The sequence below is a fragment of the Pseudomonas sp. NFXW11 genome, assembly GCF_049887815.1.
Classification (GTDB): Bacteria; Pseudomonadota; Gammaproteobacteria; order Pseudomonadales; family Pseudomonadaceae; genus Aquipseudomonas.
Genome location: NZ_JAGEKI010000008.1, coordinates 15842 through 41080, shown reverse-complemented (window position 1 = coordinate 41080; position 25239 = coordinate 15842). Strand labels below are relative to the sequence as shown.

Sequence of the window (25239 nt, the reverse complement as noted above, 5' to 3'; positions counted from 1 at the left end):
CTGCCGTTTTCGCCCTTTACCGATGGAGTTCTAAGATGAAGAAACTCGTGCTTCTTGGCGCCCTGGCACTGTCCGTGCTCTCTCTGCCGACTTTCGCCGATGAAAAGCCGCTGAAAATTGGTATCGAAGCGGCTTACCCTCCGTTTGCCTCCAAGGCGCCGGATGGCAGCATCGTGGGTTTCGACTACGACATCGGCAATGCCTTGTGTGAAGAGATGAAGGTCAAGTGCGTGTGGCTCGAGCAGGAGTTCGATGGCCTGATCCCAGCGCTGAAAGTGCGCAAGATCGACGCCATCCTGTCCTCGATGTCGATCACTGACGATCGCAAGAAGTCCGTGGACTTCACCAACAAGTACTACAACACCCCGGCACGCCTGGTGATGAAGGCCGGCACCCAGATCAGCGACGGCCTGGCCGAGCTCAAGGGCAAGAACATCGGCGTGCAGCGCGGTTCGATCCACGAGCGTTTCGCCCGTGAAGTGCTGGCTCCCCTGGGCGCACAGATCAAGCCTTACGGCTCGCAGAACGAAATCTACCTGGACGTGGCTGCCGGTCGCCTCGACGGCACCGTGGCGGACGCTACGCTGTTGAATGACGGCTTCCTGAAAACCGACGCCGGCAAGGGCTTTGCCTTCGTTGGTCCTGCCTTCACCGACGTCAAGTACTTCGGCGACGGCGTAGGTATCGCTGTGCGCAAGGGTGACAAGGCCGATCTGGACAAGATCAACGCCGCCATCGCTGCCATTCGTGAGAACGGCAAGTACAAGCAAATCCAGGACAAGTACTTCGACTTCGACATCTACGGCAAGTAAGACCGTCGAAACAGTCAGTCCGAGATGGCGCAAGCAGCAGAATCTCTGAAGTTTGCGCCATTTTTTCATCTCAATTTTCGAGGACCTGAATCATGTTGAAAGGCTACGGGGCTGTCATCCTCGATGGCGCTTGGCTGACGCTTCAGCTCGCCTTGTCGTCCATGGCCCTGGCCATTGTTCTGGGTCTGATCGGGGTTGCGCTGCGCCTCTCGCCGGTGCGCTGGCTGGCCTGGCTGGGCGACCTGTATTCCACGGTGATCCGTGGCATTCCCGACCTGGTGCTGATCCTGCTGATTTTCTACGGCGGCCAGGATCTGCTCAATCGGGTGGCGCCGCTGCTGGGCTACGACGACTACATCGATCTCAATCCGCTGGCTGCCGGTATCGGCACCCTGGGTTTCATCTTCGGTGCCTATCTGTCGGAAACCTTCCGTGGCGCCTTTATGGCCATTCCCAAGGGGCAGGCGGAAGCGGGCATGGCTTATGGCATGAACAGCTTCCAGGTGTTCTTCCGGGTGCTGGTGCCGCAGATGATTCGCCTGGCGATTCCTGGCTTCACCAACAACTGGCTGGTGCTGACCAAGGCCACTGCGCTGATTTCCGTGGTGGGCCTGCAAGACATGATGTTCAAGGCCAAGCAGGCGGCGGATGCCACCCGTGAGCCTTTCACCTTCTTCCTCGCAGTGGCGGCCATGTACCTGGTGATCACCAGTGTCTCGCTGCTGGCACTGCGTCACCTTGAGAAGCGCTACTCGGTAGGCGTAAGGGCGGCTGATCTATGATCTTCGACTACAACGTCATCTATGACGCCTTGCCGCTGTATGTCAGCGGCCTGTTCACCACCCTGAAGCTGCTGGCGCTGTCGCTGTTCTTCGGCTTGCTGGTGGCTCTGCCCCTGGGCTTGATGCGGGTTTCCAAGCAGCCGCTGGTGAATATGAGCGCCTGGCTCTACACCTATGTGATTCGCGGCACGCCGATGCTGGTGCAGCTGTTCCTGATCTACTACGGCCTGGCCCAGTTCGAAGCAGTGCGCGAGAGTTTCCTCTGGCCCTGGCTGTCCAGCGCAACCTTCTGCGCCTGCCTGGCCTTTGCCATCAACACCAGCGCCTACACCGCGGAAATCATCGCCGGCAGCCTCAAAGCCACGCCCAATGGCGAGATCGAGGCGGCCAAGGCCATGGGCATGTCGCGCTATAAGATGTACTGCCGGATTCTCCTGCCGTCGGCCCTGCGCCGGGCGCTGCCGCAGTACAGCAACGAAGTGATCATGATGCTGCAGACCACCAGCCTGGCCTCCATCGTCACCCTGATCGACATCACTGGCGCGGCGCGCACGGTCAATGCGCAGTACTACCTGCCGTTCGAGGCCTACATCACCGCCGGCCTGTTCTACCTGTGCCTGACCTTTATCCTGGTGCGCCTGTTCAAGCTGGCCGAAGGCCGCTGGCTGCGCTACCTGGCGCCGCGGAAGCACTGATATGCAGCGTATCGATCATCCATTGCCCTGGAATCACCTGGGCAGCGAGCGCAGCCTCTCGGTATTGCGTTTCGGCAGTGGCGAGCGCAAGGCCTATATCCAGGCCAGCCTGCATGCCGACGAGTTGCCGGGCATGCGCACCGCCTGGGAGCTGAAGAAGCGCCTGCTCGAGCTGGAAGCGGCGGGTGCGCTCACTGGCGTTATCGAGCTGGTGCCGGTGGCCAATCCGCTGGGTCTGGGGCAGTTGCTGCAAGGCAATCACCAGGGGCGTTTCGAGGCGGGCAGCGGGAAGAATTTCAACCGCGATTTCGTCGAGCTCAGCGCGCCTGTGGCGCAGCGCCTGGAAGGGCGCCTGGGGGATGATCCGCACGCCAATGTGCGCCTGATCCGTCAGGCCATGGCCGAGGTGTTGGCCGAGCTGCCACCGGCTGCCAGTCAGTTGCAGGGGCTGCAGCGCTTGCTGCTCGCTCATGCCTGCAATGCCGATGTGGTGCTGGACCTGCATTGCGATGCCGAGGCGGCGCTGCATATGTACGCCTTGCCCCAGCACTGGCCACAGTGGCGTTCCCTGGCGGCGCACCTGGATATGAAGGTGGGATTGCTGGCGGAAGATTCTGGTGGCAGTTCGTTCGACGAAGCCTGTTCCTTGCCTTGGTTGCGCCTGTCGCGGCAGTTCCCCGAGGCGCAGATTCCCCTGGCATGCTTGGCGACCACCCTTGAGTTAGGTGGTCAGGCTGATACCGGACGACCCGAGGCCGAGGCCCATGCCGAAGGCATTCTGGCGTTTCTCGCCGAGCAGGGGCTGATTGCCGGGCAGTGGCCTGCGCCTAAGCGTGAAGCCTGCGAAGCCATGCCTTTTGAAGGCACCGAATTGCTGTTTGCGCCGCATCCCGGCGTGGTGAGCTTTCTGCGTCCGGCCGGTAGCTGGGTGGAAGAGGGCGAGCCGGTTTTTGAAGTGATTGATCCCCTATCCGATCGGGTCAGCACAGTGTGTGCTGGCACCAGCGGCGTGCTGTTCGCCGTTGAGCGGCTGCGTTATGCCCAACCCGGTTTCTGGCTGGCCAAGGTGGCGGGGCGCGAAGCGCTGCGTCACGGGCGCTTGCTCAACGACTGACTGTTTTTGTGAGAACCGACCGCATGTACAAACTTGAAGTCCAAGACCTGCATAAGCGCTATGGCAGTCACGAAGTGCTCAAGGGCGTGTCCCTGAAGGCCGCAGCTGGCGATGTGATCAGCATCATCGGCTCCAGTGGCTCGGGCAAGAGTACCTTCCTGCGTTGCATCAACCTGCTGGAGCAGCCCCACGCCGGCAAGATCCTGCTCAACAACGAAGAGCTGAAGCTGGTGGCCAACAAGGACGGCGCGCTCAAGGCCGCCGACCCCAAGCAGTTGCAGCGCATGCGCTCGCGGCTGTCGATGGTGTTCCAGCATTTCAACCTGTGGTCGCACATGACCGCGATTGAAAACATCATGGAAGCGCCGGTGCATGTGCTGGGCGTGTCCAAGGCCGAGGCCCGGGAGAAGGCCGAGCACTACCTGGCCAAGGTGGGCGTGGCGCATCGCAAGGATGCCTACCCGGGGCACATGTCCGGTGGCGAGCAACAGCGCGTGGCGATTGCCCGGGCCTTGGCCATGGAGCCGGAAGTCATGCTGTTCGACGAGCCGACCTCGGCCCTCGATCCGGAGCTGGTGGGCGATGTGCTGAAGGTCATGCAGTCCCTGGCTCAGGAAGGGCGGACCATGGTGGTGGTGACTCACGAGATGGGCTTTGCCCGCGAGGTGTCCAACCAGCTGGTGTTCCTGCACAAGGGCCTGGTGGAAGAGAGTGGCAACCCGCGGGAAGTGCTGGTGAACCCGCAATCTGAACGTTTGCAACAATTCCTCTCGGGCAGCCTCAAGTAATAGCTGCCGTTATGCACCAAATTAGGTCATGCTGCGCACCGCGCGCCAGATGGTCTAACTTGGTGCTGCCGCCCTTGGCTTCTCCCTTAGTTTTCGTTTCGGATTGCCCGCCATGACTGCCCATCGAATTGGTTTCCTGATTTGGCCCAGCACTAAAGCCTTGACGCTGGCGCTGGCCGAGGAGGCCTTGCGTGTTGCCCAGCGGGTGCATCCGGAAGTGGTCTACGAGCTGGCTTTCCTCCAGGCCGAAGCGCCGGCGGAAGGTGCCTGGCAACTGCCGGGGGAGCCCTGGGCCGGCAAGTTGGAAGGTTGTCAGAAGCTGTTCCTGCTGGCGGATGAGCCGCCAGCGCCGATGAGCTCGGGGCTCAGCAGTGCCCTCAAGCAGCTGGTGCGTGCCGGTTGTGTGATTGGCGGTCTGTCGGCCGGGGTTTATCCCTTGGCCCAGCTGGGTTTGCTCGACGGTTATCGGGCGGCGGTGCACTGGCGCTGGCAGGATGATTTCGCCGAGCGCTTCCCCAAGGTGATCGCCACCAGTCATCTGTTCGACTGGGACCGTGATCGGCTGACCGCGTGCGGCGGTATGTCGGTGCTCGACCTGCTGCTGGCGGTGCTGGCGCGGGATCACGGTGCCGAGCTGGCCGGCGCGGTGTCCGAGGAGCTGGTGGTGGAGCGCATCCGCGAAGGTGGCGAGCGCCAGCGCATTCCGTTGCAGAATCGTCTGGGCTCCAGCCATCCGAAGCTGACCCAGGCGGTATTGCTGATGGAGGCCAATATCGAGGAGCCGCTGACCACCGACGAGATCGCCCAGCATGTCTGTGTGTCGCGTCGGCAGTTGGAGCGGATCTTCAAGCAGTACCTGAACCGGGTGCCCAGCCAGTATTACCTGGAGCTGCGCCTGAACAAGGCTCGGCAGATGCTGATGCAGACCAGCAAGTCGATCATCCAGATCGGCCTGTCCTGTGGTTTCTCTTCGGGCCCGCACTTCTCCAGCGCCTATCGCAATTTCTTTGGCGCCACCCCTCGCGAAGACCGCAATCAGCGGCGTAGCAGCAGCCCCTTCGAACTCTCCCCGGTGCCCGCCGAACGCGGCTGACCCCTCCTGTAGGCGCCGGCTTGCCAGCGAATCGCACTGGCCGCCCGTTTTGCCTGCAAAGTCCTATTCGGCGCCCCTTGTGGTCATGCGCTTGGCGCTTGCGTAATAGCGCCAGGTCGACACATGGCGACCTGGATAATTAGCCTGGGCAAATTCCCGGCAAATCTGCCGCTAGAGCCTTGCGCAGTTTAAACTGCGCCTTTGCGACGCTATTTGTCGCATTGCCATAAACCCGCGTAAAACCGGGGTTGGCGCTATAAGAAGTTGTCGCTTGGCGACAAGGCCGGGCGAAAAACTGTCCTTACAATCCCTCCATCGCTCGCCAGTTCCAGGCGGGTGTTCCTCTTCAGGAGACTCCGATGTCCGTTGAGCAAGCTCCGGTGCAACGCGCCGATTTCGACCAGGTGATGGTTCCCAACTACGCGCCTGCGGCTTTCATTCCTGTGCGTGGCGCGGGGTCCCGAGTATGGGATCAGTCGGGTCGGGAGCTGATCGACTTCGCCGGCGGCATCGCGGTCAATGTGCTGGGTCATGCTCATCCGGCGCTGGTCGGTGCGCTGACCGAGCAGGCGGGCAAGCTGTGGCATGTGTCCAACGTGTTCACCAACGAGCCGGCCCTGCGCCTGGCCCACAAGCTGATCGACGCCACTTTCGCCGAGCGCGCGTTCTTCTGTAACTCCGGTGCAGAAGCCAACGAGGCTGCCTTCAAGCTGGCCCGTCGCGTGGCTCACGATCGTTTCGGTGCCGAGAAGTATGAAATCATCGCCGCGCTGAACAGCTTCCACGGCCGTACCCTGTTCACCGTTAACGTCGGCGGCCAGTCGAAGTACTCCGACGGCTTCGGGCCGAAAATCACCGGCATCACCCATGTGCCGTTCAACGATCTGGCAGCGCTCAAGGCGGCGATTTCCGACAAGACCTGCGCCGTGGTGCTGGAACCGATTCAGGGCGAAGGCGGGGTACTGCCGGCCGAGCTGGCCTACCTGCAAGGCGCCCGTGAACTGTGCGACCAGCACAACGCGCTGCTGGTGTTCGACGAAGTGCAGACCGGCATGGGCCGTACCGGCGAGCTGTTCGCCTACCAGTACTACGGTGTGACGCCGGACATCCTCACCAGCGCCAAGAGCCTGGGTGGCGGTTTCCCGATCGCTGCGATGCTGACCACCGAAGCGCTGGCCAAGCACCTGGTGGTCGGCACTCACGGCACCACCTATGGCGGCAACCCGCTGGCTTGCGCAGTGGCCGGGGCGGTGATCGATGTGATCAACACCCCAGAATTGCTGAACGGCGTCAAGGCCAAGCACGATCGCTTCAAGACCCGCCTGCTGCAGATCGGCGAGAAATACGGCCTGTTCACTGAAATTCGCGGCCTGGGCCTGCTGCTCGGCTGCGTGCTCAGCGAAGCCTGGAAGGGCAAGGCCAAGGACGTGTTCAACGCGGCCGAGAAAGAAGGCCTGATGATTCTGCAAGCCGGTCCGGACGTGGTGCGTTTCGCCCCGAGCCTGGTGGTCGAGGATGCCGATATCGACGCCGGCCTGGACCGCTTCGAGCGCGCCGTAGCGAAATTGACTCAAGCCTGATTCAGGCGGTGGTACTTCTCGGCACCGGCCATTGCGGTCGGTGTCGAGGCTAATTCCTGTGCCGGGCTATCCCGGCATTTTTTTCCCTGAGTCGGACGTTTTCCGACCTGTTTTGAGAGTAAGGAGTGACACCATGTTGGTGATGCGCCCCGCGCAAATGGCTGATCTGGGCGAGGTACAGCGTCTGGCTGCAGACAGCCCGATTGGTGTCACCTCCTTGCCGGATGACCTGGATCGCCTGCGCGACAAGATTGCCGCGAGCGAGGCCTCGTTTGCCGCCGAAGTGAGCTTCAACGGTGAAGAGAGCTATTTCTTCGTCCTCGAGGACAGCACCAGCGGCAAGCTGGTGGGCTGCTCGGCGATCGTCGCTTCGGCCGGTTATTCCGAGCCGTTCTACAGCTTTCGCAACGAGACCTTCGTGCACGCTTCCCGCGAGCTGAAGATCCACAACAAGATCCACGTCCTGTCCCAGTGCCACGACCTGACCGGCAATAGCCTGCTGACCAGCTTCTACGTGGTGCCGGAGCTGGTGGGCAGTTCCTGGTCGGAGCTCAACTCCCGGGGCCGCTTGCTGTTCGTGGCCAGCCATCCGGAGCGCTTTGCTGATTCGGTGGTGACCGAGATTGTCGGCTACAGCGACGAGCACGGCGACTCGCCGTTCTGGGACGCCATCGGCCGCAATTTCTTCGACCTCAACTATGCCGAGGCCGAACGCCTGTGCGGCCTGAAAAGCCGGACCTTCCTCGCCGAGCTGATGCCCCATTACCCGATCTACGTGCCGCTGTTGCCGGACGCCGCCCAGGAAGCCATGGGCCAGGTGCACCCACGGGCGCAGATCACCTTCGACATCCTGATGCGCGAAGGCTTCGAGACCGATCACTACATCGATATCTTCGACGGCGGCCCGACCCTGCACGCCCGGGTTTCGGGGATTCGCTCGATTGCCCAGAGCCGTGTGGTGCCGGTGAAGATCGGCGAAGCGCTGAAAGGCGGTGCCCGCCAGTACCTGGTGTCCAACGGCCAACTGCAGGATTACCGCGCGGTGCTGCTGGAGCTGGATTACGCCCCGGGCAAGCCGGTGACCCTGGATCTGCAAGCCGCCGAGGCCCTGGGCGTCGGCGAAGGCGCCAGTGTGCGCCTGGTGGCGGTTTAACCCCGGCTTTCACGATCTGGAAAGCCTGTCTGCAAAGCCGCGAGTTTCGCGCAGGCCACAAGCGGCCTGCGTTTGAGGAGATAGCATGATCGTTCGTCCCGTACGCAGCAGCGATTTACCCGCGCTGATCGACCTGGCCCGCAGCACCGGCACCGGCCTCACCACCTTGCCGGCCAACGAAGAGCGCCTGACCCACAGGGTGGGCTGGGCGGAAAAGACCTTCCGCGGTGAAGCCGAGCGCGGCGATGCCGATTACCTGTTCGTGCTCGAAGACGACAACGGCCGGGTGGTGGGGATTTCCGCCATCGCCGGTGCTGTCGGCCTGCGTGAGCCCTGGTACAACTTCCGGGTCGGCCTGACGGTCAGCGCCTCCCAGGAGCTGAATATCTACCGCGAGATTCCCACGCTGTTCCTGGCCAACGACCTGACCGGCAACTCCGAGCTGTGCTCGCTGTTCCTGCATGCCGATTACCGCACCGGCCTCAACGGCCGCATGCTGGCCAAGGCGCGGATGCTGTTTATCGCCGAGTTCCCGCAATTGTTCGGTAACAAGATCATTGCCGAGATGCGCGGCATGTCCGATGAGAACGGCCGCTCGCCGTTCTGGGAAAGCCTGGGCCGGCACTTCTTCAAGATGGAATTCAGCCAGGCCGACTACCTGACCGGGGTTGGCAACAAGGCCTTTATCGCCGAGCTGATGCCCAAGTTCCCGCTCTATACCTGCTTCCTGTCCGAGGACGCGCGCGAGGTTATCGCCAAGGTGCACACCGACACCGAGCCGGCCCTGGCCATGCTCAAGAGCGAGGGTTTCAGCTACCAGGGCTATGTCGACATCTTCGACGCCGGCCCTGCGGTGGAGTGCGAAACCAGCAAGATCCGCGCGGTGCGCGACAGCCAGGCGCTGGTGCTGGCCATTGGCACCCCGGGCGACGACGCCACGCCGTTCCTGATCCACAACCGCAAGCGCGAGGACTGCCGTATCACCGCGGCTCACGCGCGCTTGGCCGCGGGCACCCTGGTGGTCGATCCACTGACCGCCAAGCGCTTGCAACTCAACGCCGGCGACCAGGTGCGCGCGGTTCCGCTGTCTGCTTCTCGGGAGTCGAAATAATGAGCACGCTGTACATTGCCGGCCAGTGGCTGGCAGGCCAGGGCGAAGCCTTCAACTCGGTCAATCCGGTGACCCAGGCGGTGATCTGGTCCGGCAAGGGTGCCACCGCGGCACAAGTGGACAGCGCGGTGCAGGCGGCGCGCCAGGCGTTTCCGGCCTGGGCCAAGCGCACTCTGGAAGAGCGCATCAGCGTGCTCGAAGCCTTCGCTGCCAGCCTGAAGAATCGTGCCGACGAACTGGCCCGCTGCATTGGCGAGGAAACTGGCAAGCCGCTGTGGGAAGCCGCCACCGAAGTCACCAGCATGGTCAACAAGATCGCCATCTCGGTGCAGAGCTATCGCGAACGCACCGGCGAGAAGAGCGGCCCACTGGGCGACGCCACCGCCGTGCTGCGTCACAAACCCCACGGTGTGGTGGCGGTGTTCGGTCCTTACAACTTCCCCGGCCACCTGCCTAACGGCCACATTGTGCCGGCGTTGTTGGCGGGTAACAGCGTGCTGTTCAAGCCCAGCGAGCTGACCCCGAAAGTCGCCGAGCTGACCCTGCAGTGCTGGATCGAGGCTGGCCTACCGGCCGGTGTGCTGAACCTGCTGCAGGGCGCGCGGGAAACCGGTATCGCCCTGGCCGCCAATCCGGGCATCGATGGCCTGTTCTTCACCGGTTCGAGCCGCACCGGCAATCATCTGCACCAGCAGTTCGCCGGGCGCCCGGACAAGATCCTGGCCCTGGAGATGGGCGGCAACAACCCGCTGGTGGTGGATCAGGTGGCCGATCTGGACGCCGCGGTGTACACCATCATCCAGTCGGCCTTTATCTCCGCCGGCCAGCGCTGCACCTGTGCCCGTCGCTTGCTGGTGCCGCAAGGCGCCTGGGGCGATGCCTTGCTGGCGCGCCTGGTGGCGGTTAGCGCGACCCTCGATGTCGGTGCCTTTGACCAGCAGCCGGCGCCGTTCATGGGCTCGGTGATTTCCCTGGGCGCCGCGCGCGCCCTGATGGATGCCCAGCAGCAGTTGCTGGCCAAGGGCGCCGTGGCCTTGCTGGCAATGACCCAGCCCCAGGCCCAGGCGGCCTTGTTGACCCCGGGCATCCTGGATGTGACTGCCGTGGCCGAGCGCCCGGACGAGGAGCTGTTCGGGCCGCTGCTGCAAGTGATCCGCTACGCTGATTTCGCGGGCGCCATCGCCGAGGCCAACAACACTCAATACGGCCTGGCGGCCGGTTTGCTGTCGGATTCCGAACAGCGCTACCAGCAGTTCTGGCTGGAAAGCCGTGCCGGTATCGTCAACTGGAACAAGCAGCTCACCGGTGCTGCCAGCAGCGCGCCATTCGGTGGCGTGGGCGCCTCGGGTAACCATCGGGCCAGTGCCTATTACGCGGCGGACTACTGCGCGTATCCGGTAGCCTCGCTGGAAACCCCGAGCCTGGTGTTGCCCAGTGCCCTGACCCCGGGCGTGCGCCTGTCCTGATTGGCGTGGCCTTTTCGCCGGCAAGCCGGCTCCTACAGCTCTGTGTAGGAGCCGGCTTGCCGGCGAACGAGCGCAGCGCACTCGCCCTGTGTAGATACCGATGCCTATAACAAACAGATTCGTGGAGCCTCGCTGATGAAATCCTATGAAGTCAATTTCGACGGTCTAGTGGGGCCGACCCATAACTACGGCGGTTTGTCCTACGGCAACGTCGCCTCCCAGAGCAACAGCCAGCAAGGCTCCAACCCCAAGGAAGCGGCGCTGCAAGGCCTGGCGAAAATGAAGGCGCTGATGGAGATGGGTTTCCAGCAGGGCGTGCTGGCCCCGCAGGAGCGCCCGGATGTGGCTGCGCTGCGTAACCTGGGTTTTGCTGGGACCGACGCGCAAGTCATCCAGCAAGCCGCCAAGCAGGCCATGCCGTTGCTGGTGGCCAGCTGCTCGGCATCGAGCATGTGGGTGGCCAACGCCGGCACCGTGAGCCCGAGCGCCGACACCGCGGACGGTCGCGTGCATTTCACCGCAGCCAACCTCAACTGCAAGTACCATCGCAGCATCGAGCACCCGACCACCAGCCGCGTGCTGGGGGCGATGTTCGCCGATCAACAGCACTTCGCCCATCACGCCGCGTTGCCGGCAGTGGCGCAGTTCGGCGACGAGGGCGCGGCCAACCACACGCGCTTCTGCCGTGATTACGGTGAGGCTGGGGTCGAGTTCTTCGTGTTCGGCCGCAGTGCCTTCGACAACCGCTACCCGGCACCGCAGAAATACCCGGCGCGCCAGACCCTGGAAGCCTCCCAGGCCGTGGCTCGACTGCATGGCCTGAGCGAGGAGGGAGTGGTCTATGCCCAGCAGAATCCGGCGGTGATCGACCAGGGCGTGTTCCATAACGACGTGATCGCCGTGGGCAACGGCGAGGTGCTGTTCTATCACGAGGATGCTTTCCTCGAGACCGAGAAGATGCTCGCCGAACTGCAAGCCAAGCTGGCCAAGCGCGGCGGCAACTTCCAGGCGATCTGCGTGCCGCGCTCCGCGGTGACGGTGGACGACGCGGTGCGTTCCTATCTGTTCAACAGCCAGCTGCTGTCCCGCGATGACGGCTCGATGCTGCTGATCGTGCCGGAAGAGTGCCGCAGCAATGCGCGGGTCTGGCAGTACCTGCAAGGCCTGACCAGCTCCGGCGGGCGGATTCGCGAGGTCAAGGTTTTCGATCTCAAGCAGAGCATGCAGAACGGCGGTGGCCCGGCTTGCCTGCGCCTGCGCGTAGCGCTCAACGAAACCGAGCTGGCGGCAGTCAACCCTGGGGTTATCATGACCGCGCCGCTGTACGAGAGCCTGACCCAATGGGTGGGCAAGCACTACCGCGATCGCCTCAGCGAGAGCGATCTGGCAGACCCGCAACTGTTGCTGGAATGCCGGACGGCACTGGATGAACTGACGCAGATCCTTAAACTGGGCGCGGTTTATCCATTCCAGATCAATTGAAGGCCCGCGCCCGGTCGACCCGGGCGCGCCGCTTTCCCCCAGATGAGAGCTGAATCCATGAGCGATACCCTGCAACTGATCCTTGAAGACACCGATGGCACTCAACTGGAAACCTCCTGCACCCGATTCGCCGTGCTGTGGCAGGGCAAGGAAGTGTGGATTCAACAGGATGGCCGTGGCCAACTGCTGATCGGCGTGGACGTGGAGGAGGGCGATGCGGAATACGCCAGCCTGCTGCTGCGCCCGCTGGCGACCAACCTGGTCAGCCTGCAATTGGAAATGGAACCGGCCGACGCTGGTGACGATGATCACGTACATGGCCCGGATTGCGGTCACGCTCATTAAGGAAGCCGCTTTATGCTCGCCCTCGGCAAACTGCTTGAACTGACCCTCGCCGGCCGCGAACCGGCAGAGAAGACTCAACTGACTGTCGACGGCGTGCGCATGCGCTGGCTCAGCGAGGGCGCCCTGGAAGTGCGCCCGCCCGAGGGCCGCGACAACGGCCTGGACTTGCTGTTGTCGGCCGGCATCCACGGCAACGAGACGGCTCCCATCGAGCTGCTCGACCGCCTGTTGCACGAAATTGCCCGGGGCGACTTGAAGCCCCGCGCACGCATTCTGTTCCTGTTCGGCAACCCCGAGGCCATGCGCCGCGGCGAGCGTTTCGTCGACCAGGACGTCAACCGGCTGTTCAATGGCCGGCATGAATCGAGCAGTGGCACCGAAGCCCTGCGCGCCTGCGAGCTGGAACGTCTGGCGGCGAGCTTTTTCAGCCTGCCGGGGCGTGAACGCCTGCACTATGACCTGCATACGGCGATCCGCGGTTCGAAGATCGAGCAGTTCGCGCTCTACCCCTGGCAGGATGGGCGCCAGCATTCGCGGCGCGAACTGGCGCGCCTGCGGGCGGCCGGCATCGAGGCGGTGCTGTTGCAGAACAAGTCGTCCATCGTCTTCAGTGCCTACACCTACGATCAGCTGGGGGCCGAATCCTTCACCCTGGAACTGGGCAAGGCCCGGCCGTTCGGGCAGAACCAGGGGGTTAATGTCGAACCTCTGGAAACTCGTCTCAAGCACATTATCCAAGGCACCGAGCCGGCGCCGGAGCAGGACAGCCTCGACGGTCTGAAGCTGTTCAGCGTGGCCCGGGAAGTCATCAAGCACAGCGACAGCTTCCAGCTGCATCTGCCGGCGGATATCGAGAACTTTTCCGAGCTTGAGGTGGGCTACCTGCTGGCCGAGGATATCGCCCAGACCCGCTGGGTGATCGAGGAGCAGGGCGCGCGCATCATCTTCCCCAATCCCAAGGTGAAGAATGGCCTGCGGGCGGGAATCCTGATTGTGCCGACCACGGCCGACGGCCTGGTCTGAAGGGTATTCGTTGCCAAGCCGGCTTCTACAACCCTGTGTAGAAGCCGGCTGGCCGGCGATGCCTTAAGGCTTACACTGCAACCGCGCGCTGCTCGTTACGGCGCAGGGCGCGGGTCTTTTGCAGGGTGTCGGCGCAGGTCTGTGCCGCCTCCTGGCCCTTGTGCACGAAGTGCTCGAAGAAGAACTTCTGGTGTTCCTGGCCTGCATGGAAGTGATGGGGGGTAAGCACCACGGAGAACACCGGCACTTCGGTTTCCAACTGCACTTGCATCAGGCCGCTGATCACCGACTGGGCGACGAACTCATGGCGGTAGATGCCGCCGTCCACCACCAGGCCGGCCGCGACTATGCCGCTGTAGCGACCCGTCTTGGCCAGCAGCTTGGCGTGCAGCGGGATTTCGAAGGCGCCGCCGACTTCGAAGAAGTCGATATCGCTTTCCTGGTAGCCCTGGGCGAGCATTTCAGTGACGAAACCCTGACGGCTCTGATCGACGATTTCCTTGTGCCAGCAGGCCTGGATAAACGCGACGCGCTCGTTGGGGTGGTGTTTGCCTTTGCTATCGATTGCGGTGGGTTGCATCTGTTCTGACTCCTGTTTGTATGAAAAACAGGGCATGCATGAATCGAATGGGATTCAAGGGTGCGCACAGAGCGGACGTGGAACACCCACGCGCTGCCCGGCAACGGCCCTTTGGTATCAATCCCGTTCTCTCTTCATCCGGACTATGACCGTCGGCCCCGGAATCACACCGGGTCTGCTGACCTTGCCGGCACCCGTGGCCACGCCACCGATATCGCCAAGCGCTCGCGGGCTATGCGCATTGCGCGCAATTACCGCCGGTGGGGAATTACACCCCGCCCTGAGAACGATTGCCCGCAGATTGGCTGCGGGCGGTGGATTTTTATCACAGATAGGCGAGTGAAGCATTGCGTCTTTTGGATAATTCTCATCGGATTGTTCTCGGTCAAGCTCAGGCTTTTCTACAGTTGTGGCTTGATAAAAAAGGAGCACGACTTTAGAAACTCCTTCCGAAAGGGATTTTCCCCAGTTTCAGGGCGGCTTCAGCCGTCCTCCGTAGCCGAGGCCAGATGTGATGAGCGTGATCGATCTTCGTAGTGACACCGTGACCCAGCCGACCCCGGGCATGCTCGTGGCCATGGCCGGTGCCCGTACCGGCGATGATGTGTATGGCGAGGATCCCACGGTCAATCGCTTGGAGGCCGAACTGGCGCAACGGCTGGGATTCGCCGCGGCCTTGTTCGTGCCCTCCGGCACCATGAGCAACCTGCTGGCGCTGATGGCCCATTGCGAGCGTGGCGATGAATACATAGTCGGGCAGCAGGCCCACACCTATAAATATGAGGGCGGCGGCGCGGCGGTGCTGGGTTCGATCCAGCCGCAGCCGCTGGAGGTCCAGGCCGATGGTTCGCTGGACCTGGAGCAGGTTGCCCAGGCCATCAAGCCCGATGATTTCCATTTCGCCCGCACCCGCCTGCTGGCCCTGGAAAACACCATGCAGGGCAAGGTCTTGCCGCTGTCCTACCTGGCCCAGGCCCGGGCCTTCACTCGTGAGCACGGTTTGGCCCTGCACCTGGACGGCGCGCGTTTGTATAACGCGGCGGTGAAGCTGGGGGTGGATGCCCGGGTGATCACCGAGCATTTCGATTCGGTGTCGGTGTGCCTGTCCAAGGGGCTCGGGGCGCCGGTGGGGTCGGTGCTGTGCGGTTCTGCGGCGCTGATCGGCAAGGCGCGGCGCCTGCGCAAGATGCTCGGCGGTGGCATGCGTCAGGCCGGCGGTTTGGCGGCGGCGGGGCTGTATGCCCTGGAGCACCAGGTACAGCGCCTGGCAGAGGACCATGCCCATGCGCAGTTGCTGGCAGAGGGCTTGCGCGGGGTGGGTTACAGCGTCGAGCCGGTACAGACCAACATGCTCTATGTGCAGGTGGGCGAAAGGGCCGCGGCGCTCAAGGCGTTTGCCGGCGAGCGGGGGATTCTCCTCAGTGCCGCGCCCAGGCTGCGCCTGGTGACCCATCTGGACGTCAATGCGGGGCAAATCGAGCCAGTGGTGGCAGCTTTTGCCGAGTTTTCCCGTAACTGACAGTGTTCTCCGTCCAATTGACTGTTTGTATCGTAGAAACACGCTGTACCAAGTGATTAACGCCGATATAATGCGGCCCTTTGCCGTCGTTTCGTCTGTTGACGTTGCGCACAGGCCTTTGGCCGCAGTCTCCGTGGAAGAACCTAATGAAAAGCGCAGAAATCCGTGAAGCCTTCCTCCGCTTCTTCGAAGAGCAGGGCCACACCCGTGTAGCCTCCAGCTCCTTGATCCCAGGCAACGACCCCACCCTGCTGTTCACCAACGCGGGGATGAACCAGTTCAAGGACTGCTTCCTGGGCCAGGAAAAGCGCGCCTATACCCGCGCTGTCAGCAGCCAGAAGTGCGTCCGCGCCGGCGGCAAGCACAACGACCTGGAAAACGTCGGTTACACCGCTCGTCACCACACCTTCTTCGAAATGCTGGGCAACTTCAGTTTCGGCGACTATTTCAAGCGTGACGCCATCACCTTCGCCTGGACCTTCCTGACCTCCGACAAGTGGCTGAACCTGCCGAAGGAAAAGCTCTGGGTCACGGTCTACGCCAGCGATGACGAGGCCTATGACATCTGGACCAAGGAAGTCGGCGTACCGGCCGAGCGCATGGTGCGCATCGGCGACAACAAGGGCGCGCCTTACGCCTCCGACAACTTCTGGACCATGGGCGATACCGGCCCGTGCGGTCCTTGCACCGAGATTTTCTACGATCACGGCGCCGATATCTGGGGCGGCCCACCCGGCTCGCCGGAAGAGGATGGCGACCGCTACATCGAGATCTGGAACAACGTGTTCATGCAGTTCAACCGCACCGCCGACGGCGTGCTGCATCCGCTGCCGGCGCCGTCGGTGGATACCGGCATGGGCCTGGAGCGGATCAGCGCGGTGCTGCAGCACGTGCACTCGAACTACGAGATCGACCTGTTCCAGAGCCTGCTGGACGCGGCGGCCAAGGCCATTGGTTGCACCAACGATGCCCAGGCGTCGCTGAAAGTGGTGGCCGACCATATCCGTTCCTGCGGCTTCCTGATTGCCGACGGCGTGCTGCCGTCCAACGAAGGTCGTGGCTACGTGCTGCGCCGGATCATTCGCCGCGCTTGCCGTCACGGCAACAAGCTGGGCGCCAAGGGCAGCTTCTTCTACCAGATTGTCGCGGCCCTGGTGGCCGAGATGGGCGAAGCCTTCCCTGAGCTGAAATCCCAGCAGGCGCATATCGAGCGCGTGTTGAAGGCCGAGGAAGAACAGTTCGCCAAGACCCTGGAGCAGGGCTTGAAGATCCTCGAGCAGGACCTGGCCGAGCTCAAGGGCTCGGTGGTACCGGGTGATGTGGTGTTCAAGCTGTACGACACCTACGGTTTCCCGATGGACCTGACCGGTGATATCGCCCGTGAACGCAGCCTGACCCTGGACGAGGAAGGTTTCGAGCGCGAGATGGAAGCCCAGCGCGTGCGTGCCCGTTCCGCCAGTTCCTTCGGCATGGACTACAACAGCCTGGTCAAGGTCGACGTGGCCACTGAGTTCACCGGCTATCAGGCCACCAGCGGTTCGGCGAAAGTGGTCGCCCTCTATAAAGAAGGGCAGTCGGTCGACGTTCTGAATGAAGGCGAAGAAGGCGTAGTGGTTCTCGACCAGACGCCGTTCTATGCCGAATCTGGTGGCCAGGTCGGCGACTGCGGTTATCTGCAGACCGCCAACGGCCGCTTTGATGTGCGGGATACCACCAAGACCGGCGGGGCTTTCCTGCATCACGGCGTACTGGCCCAGGGCAACCTGATGGTGGGCGCCGAGGTGCAAGCCCAGGTAGCCGCCGAGGTGCGTCATGCCACCTCGCTGAACCACTCGGCCACCCACTTGCTGCACGCCGCATTGCGCCAGGTGCTGGGTGACCACGTACAGCAGAAGGGCTCGTTGGTGGACAGCCAGCGCCTGCGCTTCGACTTCAGCCACTTCGAAGCGATCAAGCCTGAGCAGATCAAGGCCCTGGAAGACATAGTCAACGCCGAGATTCGCAAGAATACGGCGGTGGAAACCGAAGAAACCGACATCGACACTGCCAAGAAGAAGGGCGCCATGGCGCTGTTCGGCGAGAAGTACGGCGACAGCGTGCGCGTGCTGAGCATGGGCGGCGATTTCTCGGTGGAGCTGTGCGGTGGTATCCACGCCAATCGCACCGGTGATATCGGCCTGCTGAAAATCACCAGTGAAGGCGGTGTGGCTTCCGGTGTGCGGCGTATCGAAGCGGTCACCGGTGCTGCGGCCCTGGCGTACCTGAACGCTGCGGAAGAGCAACTCAAGGAAGCGGCGACCCTGGTCAAGGGCAGCCGTGACAACCTGATCGACAAGCTGTCGGCGGTGCTGGAACGCAATCGTCTGCTGGAGAAGCAGCTCGAGCAGTTGCAGGCCAAGGCGGCCAGCGCGGCCGGCGACGATCTGTCCGCTCAGGCGGCAGACATCAAGGGCGTGAAAGTGCTGGCTGCACGTCTCGATGGCCAGGATGGCAAGGCGCTGCTGGCGCTGGTGGATCAGTTGAAGAACAAACTCGGCCGCGCAGTGATCCTGCTCGGCAGTGTCCATGAGGAAAAGGTCGTACTGGTTGCAGGTGTGACCAAGGACCTGACTGGCCAACTCAAAGCCGGTGATTTGATGAAGCAAGCCGCTGCGGCGGTGGGCGGGAAGGGCGGTGGTCGTCCAGACATGGCCCAGGGCGGCGGTGTTGATGCCGCTGCGCTGGATGCCGCGCTGGCCCTGACCGTGCCATTTGTCGAGCAGGGCATTTAAGGCGCCGAGCCGGCCCCGTCGTCTAGTGACGGGGCCTTGCGCTGTGCAGTTTGATTGATTAACGGGCGCCCCTTTACGGGCTGAGGCGGCTTAGAAAATGGCTTTGATCGTACAGAAATTTGGAGGCACTTCGGTCGGCTCTGTCGAGCGGATCGAGCAGGTTGCCGACAAGGTGAAGAAGTTCCGCGAAGCCGGCGATGACCTGGTGATTGTGCTGTCGGCGATGAGTGGCGAAACCAACCGCCTGATCGATCTGGCCAAGCAGATCAGTGGCGACGACAAGCCGGTTCCCCGTGAGCTGGATGTGATTGTCTCCACCGGTGAGCAGGTGACCATCGCCCTGCTGGCCATGGCGTTGATCAAGCGCGGTATTCCGGCGGTTTCCTACACCGGTAACCAGGTGCGAATCCTGACCGATAGCGCTCACAATAAAGCGCGAATCCTGCAGATTGATGATCAGAAGATTCGTGGCGATCTGAAGGCCGGTCGTGTGGTTGTGGTTGCAGGTTTCCAGGGCGTTGACGAGCACGGCAACATCACCACCCTGGGGCGTGGCGGTTCCGACACCACCGGTGTGGCGCTGGCGGCGGCCCTGAAGGCCGATGAGTGCCAGATCTATACCGATGTGGATGGCGTCTACACCACCGATCCACGGGTGGTGCCCAAGGCTCAGCGCCTGGACAAGATCACCTTCGAAGAGATGCTGGAAATGGCCAGCCTCGGTTCCAAGGTGCTGCAGATCCGGGCGGTCGAGTTTGCGGGCAAGTACAACGTTCCGCTGCGCGTATTGCACAGCTTTCAGGAGGGTCCGGGCACCCTCATTACTATTGATGAAGAGGAATCCATGGAACAGCCGATCATTTCCGGCATCGCCTTCAATCGCGATGAAGCCAAGCTGACTATCCGTGGCGTGCCAGACAACCCTGGCGTGGCCTTCAAGATTCTCGGCCCGATCAGCGCGGCGAACATTGAAGTCGACATGATCGTGCAGAACGTTGCGCACGATAACACCACCGACTTCACCTTCACCGTGCACCGCAACGACTATGTTTCCGCCCAGACCGTGCTGGAAAACACCGCACGTGAAATCGGCGCCCGTGAAGTGGTCGGTGATACCGATATTGCCAAGGTGTCCATCGTGGGTGTCGGCATGCGCTCCCACGCGGGCGTGGCCAGCCGCATGTTCGAAGCCCTGGCCAAGGAAAGCATCAATATCCAGATGATCTCCACTTCCGAAATCAAGGTTTCGGTGGTGATCGAAGAGAAGTACCTGGAATTGGCGGTACGTGCACTGCACACCGCTTTCGAGCTTGACGCTCCGGCCCGACAGGGCGAGTGATGCGTGGCTAAAAGGGGCGCGGTCTGACCGCGCCCTTTGCGTTTTTGATCGGCGCGGGAGAAAACTGTTCTTTTGCCCGTGCTAGTCAATACTAAGGCGTGTAGGACTGCAGCCGACCCGGTTGTAGTCCCGCACCCTTTTTTTTGCAGACTGTAGTCCCTGAAATGTAATGCGTGAGGAGATAGGTATGCTGATTCTGACTCGTCGGTGTGCAGAAAGCCTGATCATTGGTGATGGCGAGATCACTGTGACCGTGCTCGGCGTCAAAGGTAATCAAGTGCGTATTGGTGTCAACGCCCCCAAAGAAGTGGCGGTTCACCGTGAGGAAATTTACCTGCGGATTAAGAAAGAGAAGGACGAAGAACCAAGCCATTAATTTTTCTCGTTTTTTTTGTTTGCAAACGGGGAGAAAGGTGGTTAATATACGCCCCGTGTTGCGGAGAGCTGGCCGAGTGGCCGAAGGCGCTCCCCTGCTAAGGGAGTACACCTCAAAAGGGTGTCGGGGGTTCGAATCCCCCGTTCTCCGCCATTATTTGCTTAGTACGTTGTAATCTGGCTTCTTCTGTAAGTTGTTGAAATTACTAGAAAAAGTGCTTGACAAGAAGATTTAACGGCCTATAATGCGCGGCAACAAATGCACTCGTAGCTCAGCTGGATAGAGTACTCGGCTACGAACCGAGCGGTCACAGGTTCGAATCCTGTCGAGTGCACCATTTAAGAGTTAGTTACAGCGATGTAGTTAACTTGGCTTCAACCAGTTGTGGTCTGGTCTAAAAACACAACTTGCACTCGTAGCTCAGCTGGATAGAGTACTCGGCTACGAACCGAGCGGTCACAGGTTCGAATCCTGTCGAGTGCACCATACAACAGGAAGCCCGCATCGAAAGATGCGGGCTTTTTGCTTTCTGCGGTTTATCTACTGGTCTCTCTTCTTGTGCGTCCGACTGGAACGGCTCTGGCTGTTGGCAGTCGAACGTGCTGTCTGTCGCCAGCTTTTTTCTTGCGGCCTGTGTTTTCCTTTTCTGCCAAGGCGTCGCAGTTTTATAGATTCGGACGCTGCTCAGGTTTGTGCCGCAAGCGCTTGTTCTTGCCGCGATTTTTTAACGTTTTAAACCGTCAAGCGGTGTATGATTGCGCCCGTCAGCCCCGCCGGGGCTTGTGGAATATCTCCATGGACTTACCCAGTAGTTACTCAGTATCCCGTTTTCACAATCAAGAACTGACTGATTGATCCTTCCGGCGTGCTCCGCTGCTGGGAGTGGAGTTCGCCTATGACCGAAGTAGAAGTAAAGAAAACCCAGGAAAGCCTGCAGGATCGCTTGGCTCAAGTCGTTGAGCTGCTGCAGCGCCAACGGGTGGTCGAAGACCTGACTCATCGTCAGGAAGGCCATCACCATGACCGGGTAGAGAACCTGGTCCACCGGCAGAATCTGGTCGAGCTGCAACGCAAGCTCGATGACCTGCACTCTGCCGACGTCGCCTATATCCTCGAAGCCTTGCCTCTGGAAGAGCGTCTGACCGTCTGGCAACTGGTCAAGGCCGAGCGCGATGGCGACATTCTTCTTGAAGTATCCGATTCCGTTCGAGAAACCCTGATCGCCGACATGGACGATCACGAGCTCCTGGCTGCCGCCAAGGAGATGGACGCCGACGAACTTGCTGACTTGGCCCCTGAGCTGCCGCGAGACGTCGTCCATGAGCTGATGGAGGCCCTTGACGGCCAGCAGCGTGAGCGGGTTCGCTCTGCGTTGTCCTACGACGAGGAGCAGGTCGGTGCGCTGATGGACTTCGAGATGGTGACCATCCGTGAGGATGTCAGTCTTGAAGTGGTATTGCGTTACCTGCGCCGTCTCAAGGAGCTACCTGGGCATACCGACAAACTCTTCGTGGTGGATTACGACGGTGTGCTCAAGGGCGTGCTGCCGATCAAGCGACTGCTGGTCAATGATCCGGAAAAACAGGTCGCGGAAGTCATGGCCAGCGACCCGGTGAGCTTTCATCCCGATGAGGACGCTTACGATGCGGCCCAGGCATTCGAGCGTTACGACCTGATTTCGGCCCCGGTGGTCGACAAGAACGACAAGTTGATCGGGCGTTTGACCATCGATGAAATGGTCGACCTGATTCGTGAGGAAAGTGAGACCGAAGTCCTCAATATGGCTGGTCTGCGCGAAGAAGAAGACATCTTCGCTTCGGTCTGGAAATCGTTGCGCAACCGTTGGGCCTGGCTGGCGATCAATCTGATCACCGCATTCGTGGCGTCTCGGGTGATTGGCCTGTTTGAAGGTTCGATTGAAAAACTGGTGGCATTGGCGGCGCTGATGCCGATCGTTGCGGGCATTGGCGGTAATTCGGGCAACCAGACCATCACCATGATTGTGCGGGCCATGGCGCTGGATCAGGTCAGCACCGGTAACACTTCGCGTTTGATGCGCAAGGAGCTGGCGGTGGCCTTGATCAACGGTCTGGTCTGGGGTGGGGTGATCGGTGCGGTGGCCTACATGCTCTATGGCAGTTGGTCGCTGGGGGTGGTGATGACGGCTGCCATGACCTTGAACCTGCTGCTGGCGGCCCTGATGGGGGTGCTGATACCCATGACCCTGGCGCGCCTCGGGCGCGACCCGGCAATGGGGGCCAGCGTAATGATTACGGCCATGACCGACAGCGGCGGATTTTTCATCTTCCTTGGCCTGGCAACCATCTTCCTGCTCTGAGCCATTGCCGATCGGTTGACCCACGAAGCGCCTTTATGGCGCTTCGTTGCATTTGGCGCAGGCAAAAAAAAGCCAGCTATTGAAGCTGGCTCGAGTATTCGGGGTGGTATCAGGTGGCGTCTGCGGCCATTTCAGCGTCATGGGCGATCAGCGAGACCAAAGCGTTCTGCTGGCGATGTGAGAGTTGGCGGAAACGTTGAAGCAGTTCGCGTTCATGCAGAGACAGCTCGGGGCTGTCCAGGCGCATGCTCAACTCTTCACCCAAGGCGCCTTCCTGAATAAGACTCTGTTCCAGGCGCGCGATGATTTCGGAGTTCATGCTGCGGTGATGATTGCGAGCCACCTCGGCAATGCGTTCACGCATCCCGTCTGGTAGACGTACGACGAACTTGTCAGCCGTACGGCTGGAATAAATTGCCTGTTTCAATGGGCGCATATATTTAACCGGTTAGTTCAGGGGAGCGGTTCTCGGAATTGGCCGCGGGCTGTTTTTTAGGACAAGCCTGAATGCCAAATGTTCAACCTGAATTGTTAAGAGGCCCGCATCATGCCTCAAGGTAGCCAGATGATTGGCGTCAATTCTGTGACAAATATTGAACTGGATAAAGGCGTTATGCCAGCACCAATTATCAGAAATGCGGACTGGTTTGAAAAGATCGCCGGGTCCGCGTTGTTGGCCGCATTCTCCCATCCTGCGGGAGTGTCAGTGCATCGGCGAGGGTGCATGCTATGCGGGTGAGTAACCTGATCCCTACCTGATAGAGGATAGTGGCAAATGGCCGAATTACTAATTGTACAGTGCGGAACCTCGATTGATGCCGGGTAGGCTGATTTACCTCATGGGCCCTTCAGGGGCCGGCAAGGACAGCCTGATCGATGTAGCCCGAGAGCCTTTGCGGGCATTGGGTTGTGAGGTTGCACGCAGGGTGATCACTCGTTCCGCGGAGTCGGTGGGCGAGGATGCAATTGAAGTCGGGGCCGAAGAGTTCAAGCGACGGATGGCCCAGGGCGATTTTGCCTTGGCTTGGTTTGCCAATGGCCTGGGCTATGGCATTCCTGTATCGATCGATCAATGGCTGGCAGCGGGGCGCAATGTCCTGGTCAATGGTTCCAGAGGGTATTTGCCCGAGGCACGGAATCGTTATCCCGATTTGCTGCCGATTGTCCTGACGGTGGATACCGAAGTGCTGCGTCACCGATTACTGGGCCGAGCCAGGGAAAGCCTGGCGGAAATCGACAACCGCCTGCAGCGCAACCAGCAGTTCGTCAGCGCCGCCTGGCTCGATGAGGAGCAGGTGGTGCGTCTGGACAACTCTACAGCGCTGCAACAGACCCTGGAGCGCCTGCTATCGATCTTGCGTGAGCACGGGCTCAGCGCAGTACCGGATCGAACTTGATCTTGCGGCCGGCGATCAGTGCCAGCAGAAACAGGCTGAACAGTGCACCGCTGACGATCAGCGCTGCGATGCCGAAGGGGTCTTCAGGCAGTGATAGGCTGGCGATGCCACTGAGCAGTGTCAGGACAAGCAGGCTTTTGGCTGCGGTGGACATGGGTGACTCCTGGAATCCGGATCTCAAAATACCCAGCGTTCGGCGGATGCGGCGGCTGGTTGTTGCTGGGGCGACGGTTGCGCGGACTGGCTCAGCAGGCTGGGCTCGAACGGCTGGTTCATGACCGCCAGTTGCGCGGTCTGGCGCGGGCTGTAATGGAGGCTGAGCGAACTGGCAGAGATGGCCTGGCCTGCGGGTTGAAAGTGCAAGGCCATCAATACGGCGACGGCTGTCGCATTCAAGAGCAACAGGGCACTGTTCATGCTGTATCTCCTTGGTGTTGTTTCCACTGGGGAAAGCAGCCCGCGTGCCAAGCCTCTATTTTCGATTAAATCCTTTAAAAACAGCAATTTATTTTGCTATCAAGCAATGGCTCAATTGCATTTTGCAATGATGGCTTTTTGCAGTGATGCAATTTGCACGGTGCGCTCTCGAGCCGTCGGGAGTGGGCGTAGCAGCAGGTGCAAAAAGCCCTATGGATCACATGACAAATGCGCCCCTGGCCGTTAACATGCACGCCGTTCTTTGCGCCGTGCAGCATCAGGCGCCGCTTGTTTGTCCCAGTAGCTCAATTGGATAGAGCATCCCCCTCCTAAGGGGAAGGTTGGCAGTTCGAACCTGCCCTGGGACACCATCCATTCCCCTCTCGCAGCTTCAATCCTGCTGTGGACAGAGCGCCGGCAGCCCCTGCCAGGCCACTGCCGCCCAAACCCCGCTGCCAGGCGCAAGCAATCGACTCAGGCTGGCTTCATTGAAGGCTTTCCCCAGCGAGTCGGCGCGAAATGCCCCGACCCATTGCTGGCGCCCGAGCATAAAGGCCCTGCCGAATGCTTCCCAGCCATCGAAGCAGTCTTGGGCCCGCTGGGCATTGAGCAGCAGAATGCGCCATCCAGTCTCGGGTTCGATCCAGTTCATCAGCATCGCGCAGCGGACCAGAAAGGCGCAGCGCACGCAGGCGAAGGCCATGGCCGCTTGTGGCTCATCGGTGGCGTTCAGGCTGTGCAGGTCGAGCCGAAACCACTGGCGTTCCAGGGTGCCGTTCAGGTGCGTGCGCACTTCCTCGTCCGTGGCGTTGCTGCGCAAGCCGATCTGGTGCAGCAACGGCGTCCGCAGGGTGGTGATCGCCTGATCCATGAAATGCGTGGTGTCGGGGTCGAAGAAGCCGGTCATGCCCGTGGCATCGACCATGGGTTGGGCCAGGGTCAGTGCCCAGCGCTTGCGTGGCTTGAACACCAGCAGCGAGCTGGAGTTGGGGCGCGTGAAGCTGCGCCAGCCGATCCAGGCACCGACCAGGATCAGCAACAGAGTGAAGATGTGCATA

General features: G+C 61.2%; 24 protein-coding genes, 4 tRNA genes and 1 riboswitch. Of the genes, 23 read left to right on the top strand and 5 right to left on the bottom strand.

The features are described 5' to 3' along the window. The first annotated feature begins 35 nt into the window (after nt 1-35). From J4P02_RS14080 to astE, 13 genes are all read left to right on the top strand, one after another. Nucleotides 36-812 (top strand): ABC transporter substrate-binding protein, encoded by a 777-nt coding sequence (locus J4P02_RS14080; protein ID WP_426191175.1) that lies wholly within the window; start codon nt 36-38, stop codon nt 810-812. 92 nt (nt 813-904) lie between these two features. Further along, nucleotides 905-1594, top strand: a complete 690-nt coding sequence (locus J4P02_RS14075; RefSeq protein WP_426191173.1) for an ABC transporter permease — start codon at nt 905-907, stop codon at nt 1592-1594. After that, entirely contained in the window at nt 1591-2289 is a 699-nt protein-coding gene (locus J4P02_RS14070) for an ABC transporter permease (protein ID WP_426191170.1), read from the top strand. Before J4P02_RS14075 ends, J4P02_RS14070 begins: the two co-directional genes overlap by 4 nt. 1 nt (nt 2290) lies before the next feature. Then, nucleotides 2291-3403, top strand: a complete 1113-nt coding sequence (locus J4P02_RS14065) for a succinylglutamate desuccinylase/aspartoacylase family protein (RefSeq protein ID WP_426191168.1) — start codon at nt 2291-2293, stop codon at nt 3401-3403. Nucleotides 3404-3426: 23 nt separating this feature from the next. Next, complete coding sequence (locus tag J4P02_RS14060; protein ID WP_068579404.1) at nt 3427-4191, top strand: ABC transporter ATP-binding protein; 765 nt, start codon at nt 3427-3429, stop codon at nt 4189-4191. A 112-nt stretch (nt 4192-4303) separates the two neighbouring features. After that, nucleotides 4304-5284: a transcriptional regulator ArgR gene (gene argR, locus J4P02_RS14055; RefSeq protein ID WP_426191166.1), complete on the top strand. Its 981-nt coding sequence runs from the start codon at nt 4304-4306 to the stop codon at nt 5282-5284. Nucleotides 5285-5643: 359 nt separating this feature from the next. Beyond that, a complete protein-coding gene (locus J4P02_RS14050) occupies nt 5644-6864 on the top strand; it encodes an aspartate aminotransferase family protein (RefSeq protein ID WP_426191164.1) in 1221 nt (406 codons plus the stop codon). Nucleotides 6865-6997: 133 nt separating this feature from the next. Beyond that, the gene (aruF, locus tag J4P02_RS14045; protein ID WP_426191162.1) at nt 6998-8017 is read left to right on the top strand and encodes an arginine/ornithine succinyltransferase subunit alpha; all 1020 of its coding nucleotides are present in this window, start codon (nt 6998-7000) and stop codon (nt 8015-8017) included. A gap of 85 nt (nt 8018-8102) precedes the next feature. Beyond that, entirely contained in the window at nt 8103-9128 is a 1026-nt protein-coding gene (gene astA / locus J4P02_RS14040; protein ID WP_426191160.1) for an arginine N-succinyltransferase, read from the top strand. Next, nucleotides 9125-10594 carry a succinylglutamate-semialdehyde dehydrogenase gene (gene astD / locus J4P02_RS14035; RefSeq protein ID WP_426191640.1) on the top strand — a complete coding sequence of 490 codons (1470 nt, stop codon included), beginning with the start codon at nt 9125-9127 and terminating at the stop codon, nt 10592-10594. Before astA ends, astD begins: the two co-directional genes overlap by 4 nt. Nucleotides 10595-10729: 135 nt before the next feature. Continuing rightward, nucleotides 10730-12076: an N-succinylarginine dihydrolase gene (astB, locus tag J4P02_RS14030; RefSeq protein WP_426191158.1), complete on the top strand. Its 1347-nt coding sequence runs from the start codon at nt 10730-10732 to the stop codon at nt 12074-12076. Between the two features lie 57 nt (nt 12077-12133). Continuing rightward, on the top strand, nt 12134-12421 hold the full coding sequence (locus tag J4P02_RS14025; RefSeq protein ID WP_011062766.1) for a hypothetical protein: 288 nt from the start codon (nt 12134-12136) through the stop codon (nt 12419-12421). Nucleotides 12422-12433: 12 nt separating this feature from the next. Next, nucleotides 12434-13444, top strand: a complete 1011-nt coding sequence (gene astE, locus J4P02_RS14020) for a succinylglutamate desuccinylase (protein ID WP_426191156.1) — start codon at nt 12434-12436, stop codon at nt 13442-13444. Nucleotides 13445-13514: 70 nt separating this feature from the next. Here astE and J4P02_RS14015 read toward each other — a convergent pair whose 3' ends face one another. Beyond that, the gene (locus J4P02_RS14015; protein WP_426191154.1) at nt 13515-14024 is read right to left on the bottom strand and encodes a 6,7-dimethyl-8-ribityllumazine synthase; all 510 of its coding nucleotides are present in this window, start codon (nt 14022-14024) and stop codon (nt 13515-13517) included. 121 nt (nt 14025-14145) lie between these two features. Continuing rightward, nucleotides 14146-14316, bottom strand: a riboswitch (FMN riboswitch). 222 nt (nt 14317-14538) lie between these two features. Here J4P02_RS14015 and ltaE point away from each other — a divergent pair. The 8 genes from ltaE to mgtE all read left to right on the top strand — a co-directional run bounded on the left by ltaE (nt 14539) and on the right by mgtE (nt 22367). Beyond that, a complete protein-coding gene (gene ltaE / locus J4P02_RS14010) occupies nt 14539-15543 on the top strand; it encodes a low-specificity L-threonine aldolase (RefSeq protein ID WP_426191152.1) in 1005 nt (334 codons plus the stop codon). Nucleotides 15544-15689: 146 nt separating this feature from the next. Beyond that, entirely contained in the window at nt 15690-18314 is a 2625-nt protein-coding gene (gene alaS, locus J4P02_RS14005) for an alanine--tRNA ligase (protein ID WP_426191150.1), read from the top strand. 97 nt (nt 18315-18411) lie between these two features. Next, complete coding sequence (locus tag J4P02_RS14000) at nt 18412-19653, top strand: aspartate kinase (RefSeq protein ID WP_426191148.1); 1242 nt, start codon at nt 18412-18414, stop codon at nt 19651-19653. A 187-nt stretch (nt 19654-19840) separates the two neighbouring features. Continuing rightward, on the top strand, nt 19841-20029 hold the full coding sequence (gene csrA / locus J4P02_RS13995) for a carbon storage regulator CsrA (protein ID WP_002554426.1): 189 nt from the start codon (nt 19841-19843) through the stop codon (nt 20027-20029). Between the two features lie 62 nt (nt 20030-20091). After that, nucleotides 20092-20182 (top strand) — tRNA-Ser (locus J4P02_RS13990). A gap of 107 nt (nt 20183-20289) precedes the next feature. Next, nucleotides 20290-20366, top strand: a tRNA-Arg gene (locus J4P02_RS13985). 72 nt (nt 20367-20438) lie between these two features. Then, a tRNA-Arg gene (locus J4P02_RS13980) sits at nt 20439-20515 on the top strand. Nucleotides 20516-20924: 409 nt separating this feature from the next. Continuing rightward, nucleotides 20925-22367 carry a magnesium transporter gene (mgtE, locus tag J4P02_RS13975; protein ID WP_426191146.1) on the top strand — a complete coding sequence of 481 codons (1443 nt, stop codon included), beginning with the start codon at nt 20925-20927 and terminating at the stop codon, nt 22365-22367. Between the two features lie 109 nt (nt 22368-22476). On the opposite strand, the gene J4P02_RS13970 is transcribed toward mgtE, so the two are convergent. Continuing rightward, nucleotides 22477-22803 carry an Arc family DNA-binding protein gene (locus tag J4P02_RS13970; protein ID WP_003204761.1) on the bottom strand — a complete coding sequence of 109 codons (327 nt, stop codon included), beginning with the start codon at nt 22801-22803 and terminating at the stop codon, nt 22477-22479. Between the two features lie 379 nt (nt 22804-23182). Between J4P02_RS13970 and phnN the strand changes: the two genes are divergently transcribed. Further along, entirely contained in the window at nt 23183-23764 is a 582-nt protein-coding gene (gene phnN, locus J4P02_RS13965) for a phosphonate metabolism protein/1,5-bisphosphokinase (PRPP-forming) PhnN (protein WP_426191143.1), read from the top strand. On the opposite strand, the gene J4P02_RS13960 is transcribed toward phnN, so the two are convergent. Both J4P02_RS13960 and J4P02_RS13955 read right to left on the bottom strand, forming a co-directional pair. After that, a complete protein-coding gene (locus tag J4P02_RS13960; protein ID WP_426191141.1) occupies nt 23739-23918 on the bottom strand; it encodes a PA3371 family protein in 180 nt (59 codons plus the stop codon). The two genes, phnN and J4P02_RS13960, sit on opposite strands and share 26 nt — an antisense overlap. A gap of 23 nt (nt 23919-23941) precedes the next feature. Continuing rightward, nucleotides 23942-24181 (bottom strand): hypothetical protein, encoded by a 240-nt coding sequence (locus J4P02_RS13955; RefSeq protein ID WP_426191139.1) that lies wholly within the window; start codon nt 24179-24181, stop codon nt 23942-23944. A gap of 294 nt (nt 24182-24475) precedes the next feature. Between J4P02_RS13955 and J4P02_RS13950 the strand changes: the two genes are divergently transcribed. After that, nucleotides 24476-24552, top strand: a tRNA-Arg gene (locus J4P02_RS13950). A gap of 20 nt (nt 24553-24572) precedes the next feature. Here J4P02_RS13950 and J4P02_RS13945 read toward each other — a convergent pair. After that, nucleotides 24573-25238, bottom strand: a complete 666-nt coding sequence (locus J4P02_RS13945; protein ID WP_426191136.1) for a DUF1266 domain-containing protein — start codon at nt 25236-25238, stop codon at nt 24573-24575. Nucleotide 25239 lies beyond the last annotated feature (1 nt).

Bases quoted from the DNA above. Each gene is read 5' to 3' on its own strand.
- J4P02_RS14080 (WP_426191175.1), top strand. From the start codon at position 36: ATGAAGAAACTCGTGCTTCTTGGCGCCCTGGCACTGTCCGTGCTCTCT.
- J4P02_RS14075 (WP_426191173.1), top strand. From the start codon at position 905: ATGTTGAAAGGCTACGGGGCTGTCATCCTCGATGGCGCTTGGCTGACG.
- J4P02_RS14070 (WP_426191170.1), top strand. From the start codon at position 1,591: ATGATCTTCGACTACAACGTCATCTATGACGCCTTGCCGCTGTATGTC.
- J4P02_RS14065 (WP_426191168.1), top strand. From the start codon at position 2,291: ATGCAGCGTATCGATCATCCATTGCCCTGGAATCACCTGGGCAGCGAG.
- J4P02_RS14060 (WP_068579404.1), top strand. From the start codon at position 3,427: ATGTACAAACTTGAAGTCCAAGACCTGCATAAGCGCTATGGCAGTCAC.
- argR (WP_426191166.1), top strand. From the start codon at position 4,304: ATGACTGCCCATCGAATTGGTTTCCTGATTTGGCCCAGCACTAAAGCC.
- J4P02_RS14050 (WP_426191164.1), top strand. From the start codon at position 5,644: ATGTCCGTTGAGCAAGCTCCGGTGCAACGCGCCGATTTCGACCAGGTG.
- aruF (WP_426191162.1), top strand. From the start codon at position 6,998: ATGTTGGTGATGCGCCCCGCGCAAATGGCTGATCTGGGCGAGGTACAG.
- astA (WP_426191160.1), top strand. From the start codon at position 8,103: ATGATCGTTCGTCCCGTACGCAGCAGCGATTTACCCGCGCTGATCGAC.
- astB (WP_426191158.1), top strand. From the start codon at position 10,730: ATGAAATCCTATGAAGTCAATTTCGACGGTCTAGTGGGGCCGACCCAT.
- J4P02_RS14025 (WP_011062766.1), top strand. From the start codon at position 12,134: ATGAGCGATACCCTGCAACTGATCCTTGAAGACACCGATGGCACTCAA.
- astE (WP_426191156.1), top strand. From the start codon at position 12,434: ATGCTCGCCCTCGGCAAACTGCTTGAACTGACCCTCGCCGGCCGCGAA.
- J4P02_RS14015 (WP_426191154.1), bottom strand. From the start codon at position 14,024: ATGCAACCCACCGCAATCGATAGCAAAGGCAAACACCACCCCAACGAG.
- ltaE (WP_426191152.1), top strand. From the start codon at position 14,539: ATGAGCGTGATCGATCTTCGTAGTGACACCGTGACCCAGCCGACCCCG.
- alaS (WP_426191150.1), top strand. From the start codon at position 15,690: ATGAAAAGCGCAGAAATCCGTGAAGCCTTCCTCCGCTTCTTCGAAGAG.
- J4P02_RS14000 (WP_426191148.1), top strand. From the start codon at position 18,412: ATGGCTTTGATCGTACAGAAATTTGGAGGCACTTCGGTCGGCTCTGTC.
- csrA (WP_002554426.1), top strand. From the start codon at position 19,841: ATGCTGATTCTGACTCGTCGGTGTGCAGAAAGCCTGATCATTGGTGAT.
- mgtE (WP_426191146.1), top strand. From the start codon at position 20,925: ATGACCGAAGTAGAAGTAAAGAAAACCCAGGAAAGCCTGCAGGATCGC.
- J4P02_RS13970 (WP_003204761.1), bottom strand. From the start codon at position 22,803: ATGCGCCCATTGAAACAGGCAATTTATTCCAGCCGTACGGCTGACAAG.
- phnN (WP_426191143.1), top strand. From the start codon at position 23,183: ATGCCGGGTAGGCTGATTTACCTCATGGGCCCTTCAGGGGCCGGCAAG.
- J4P02_RS13960 (WP_426191141.1), bottom strand. From the start codon at position 23,918: ATGTCCACCGCAGCCAAAAGCCTGCTTGTCCTGACACTGCTCAGTGGC.
- J4P02_RS13955 (WP_426191139.1), bottom strand. From the start codon at position 24,181: ATGAACAGTGCCCTGTTGCTCTTGAATGCGACAGCCGTCGCCGTATTG.
- J4P02_RS13945 (WP_426191136.1), bottom strand. From the start codon at position 25,238: ATGCACATCTTCACTCTGTTGCTGATCCTGGTCGGTGCCTGGATCGGC.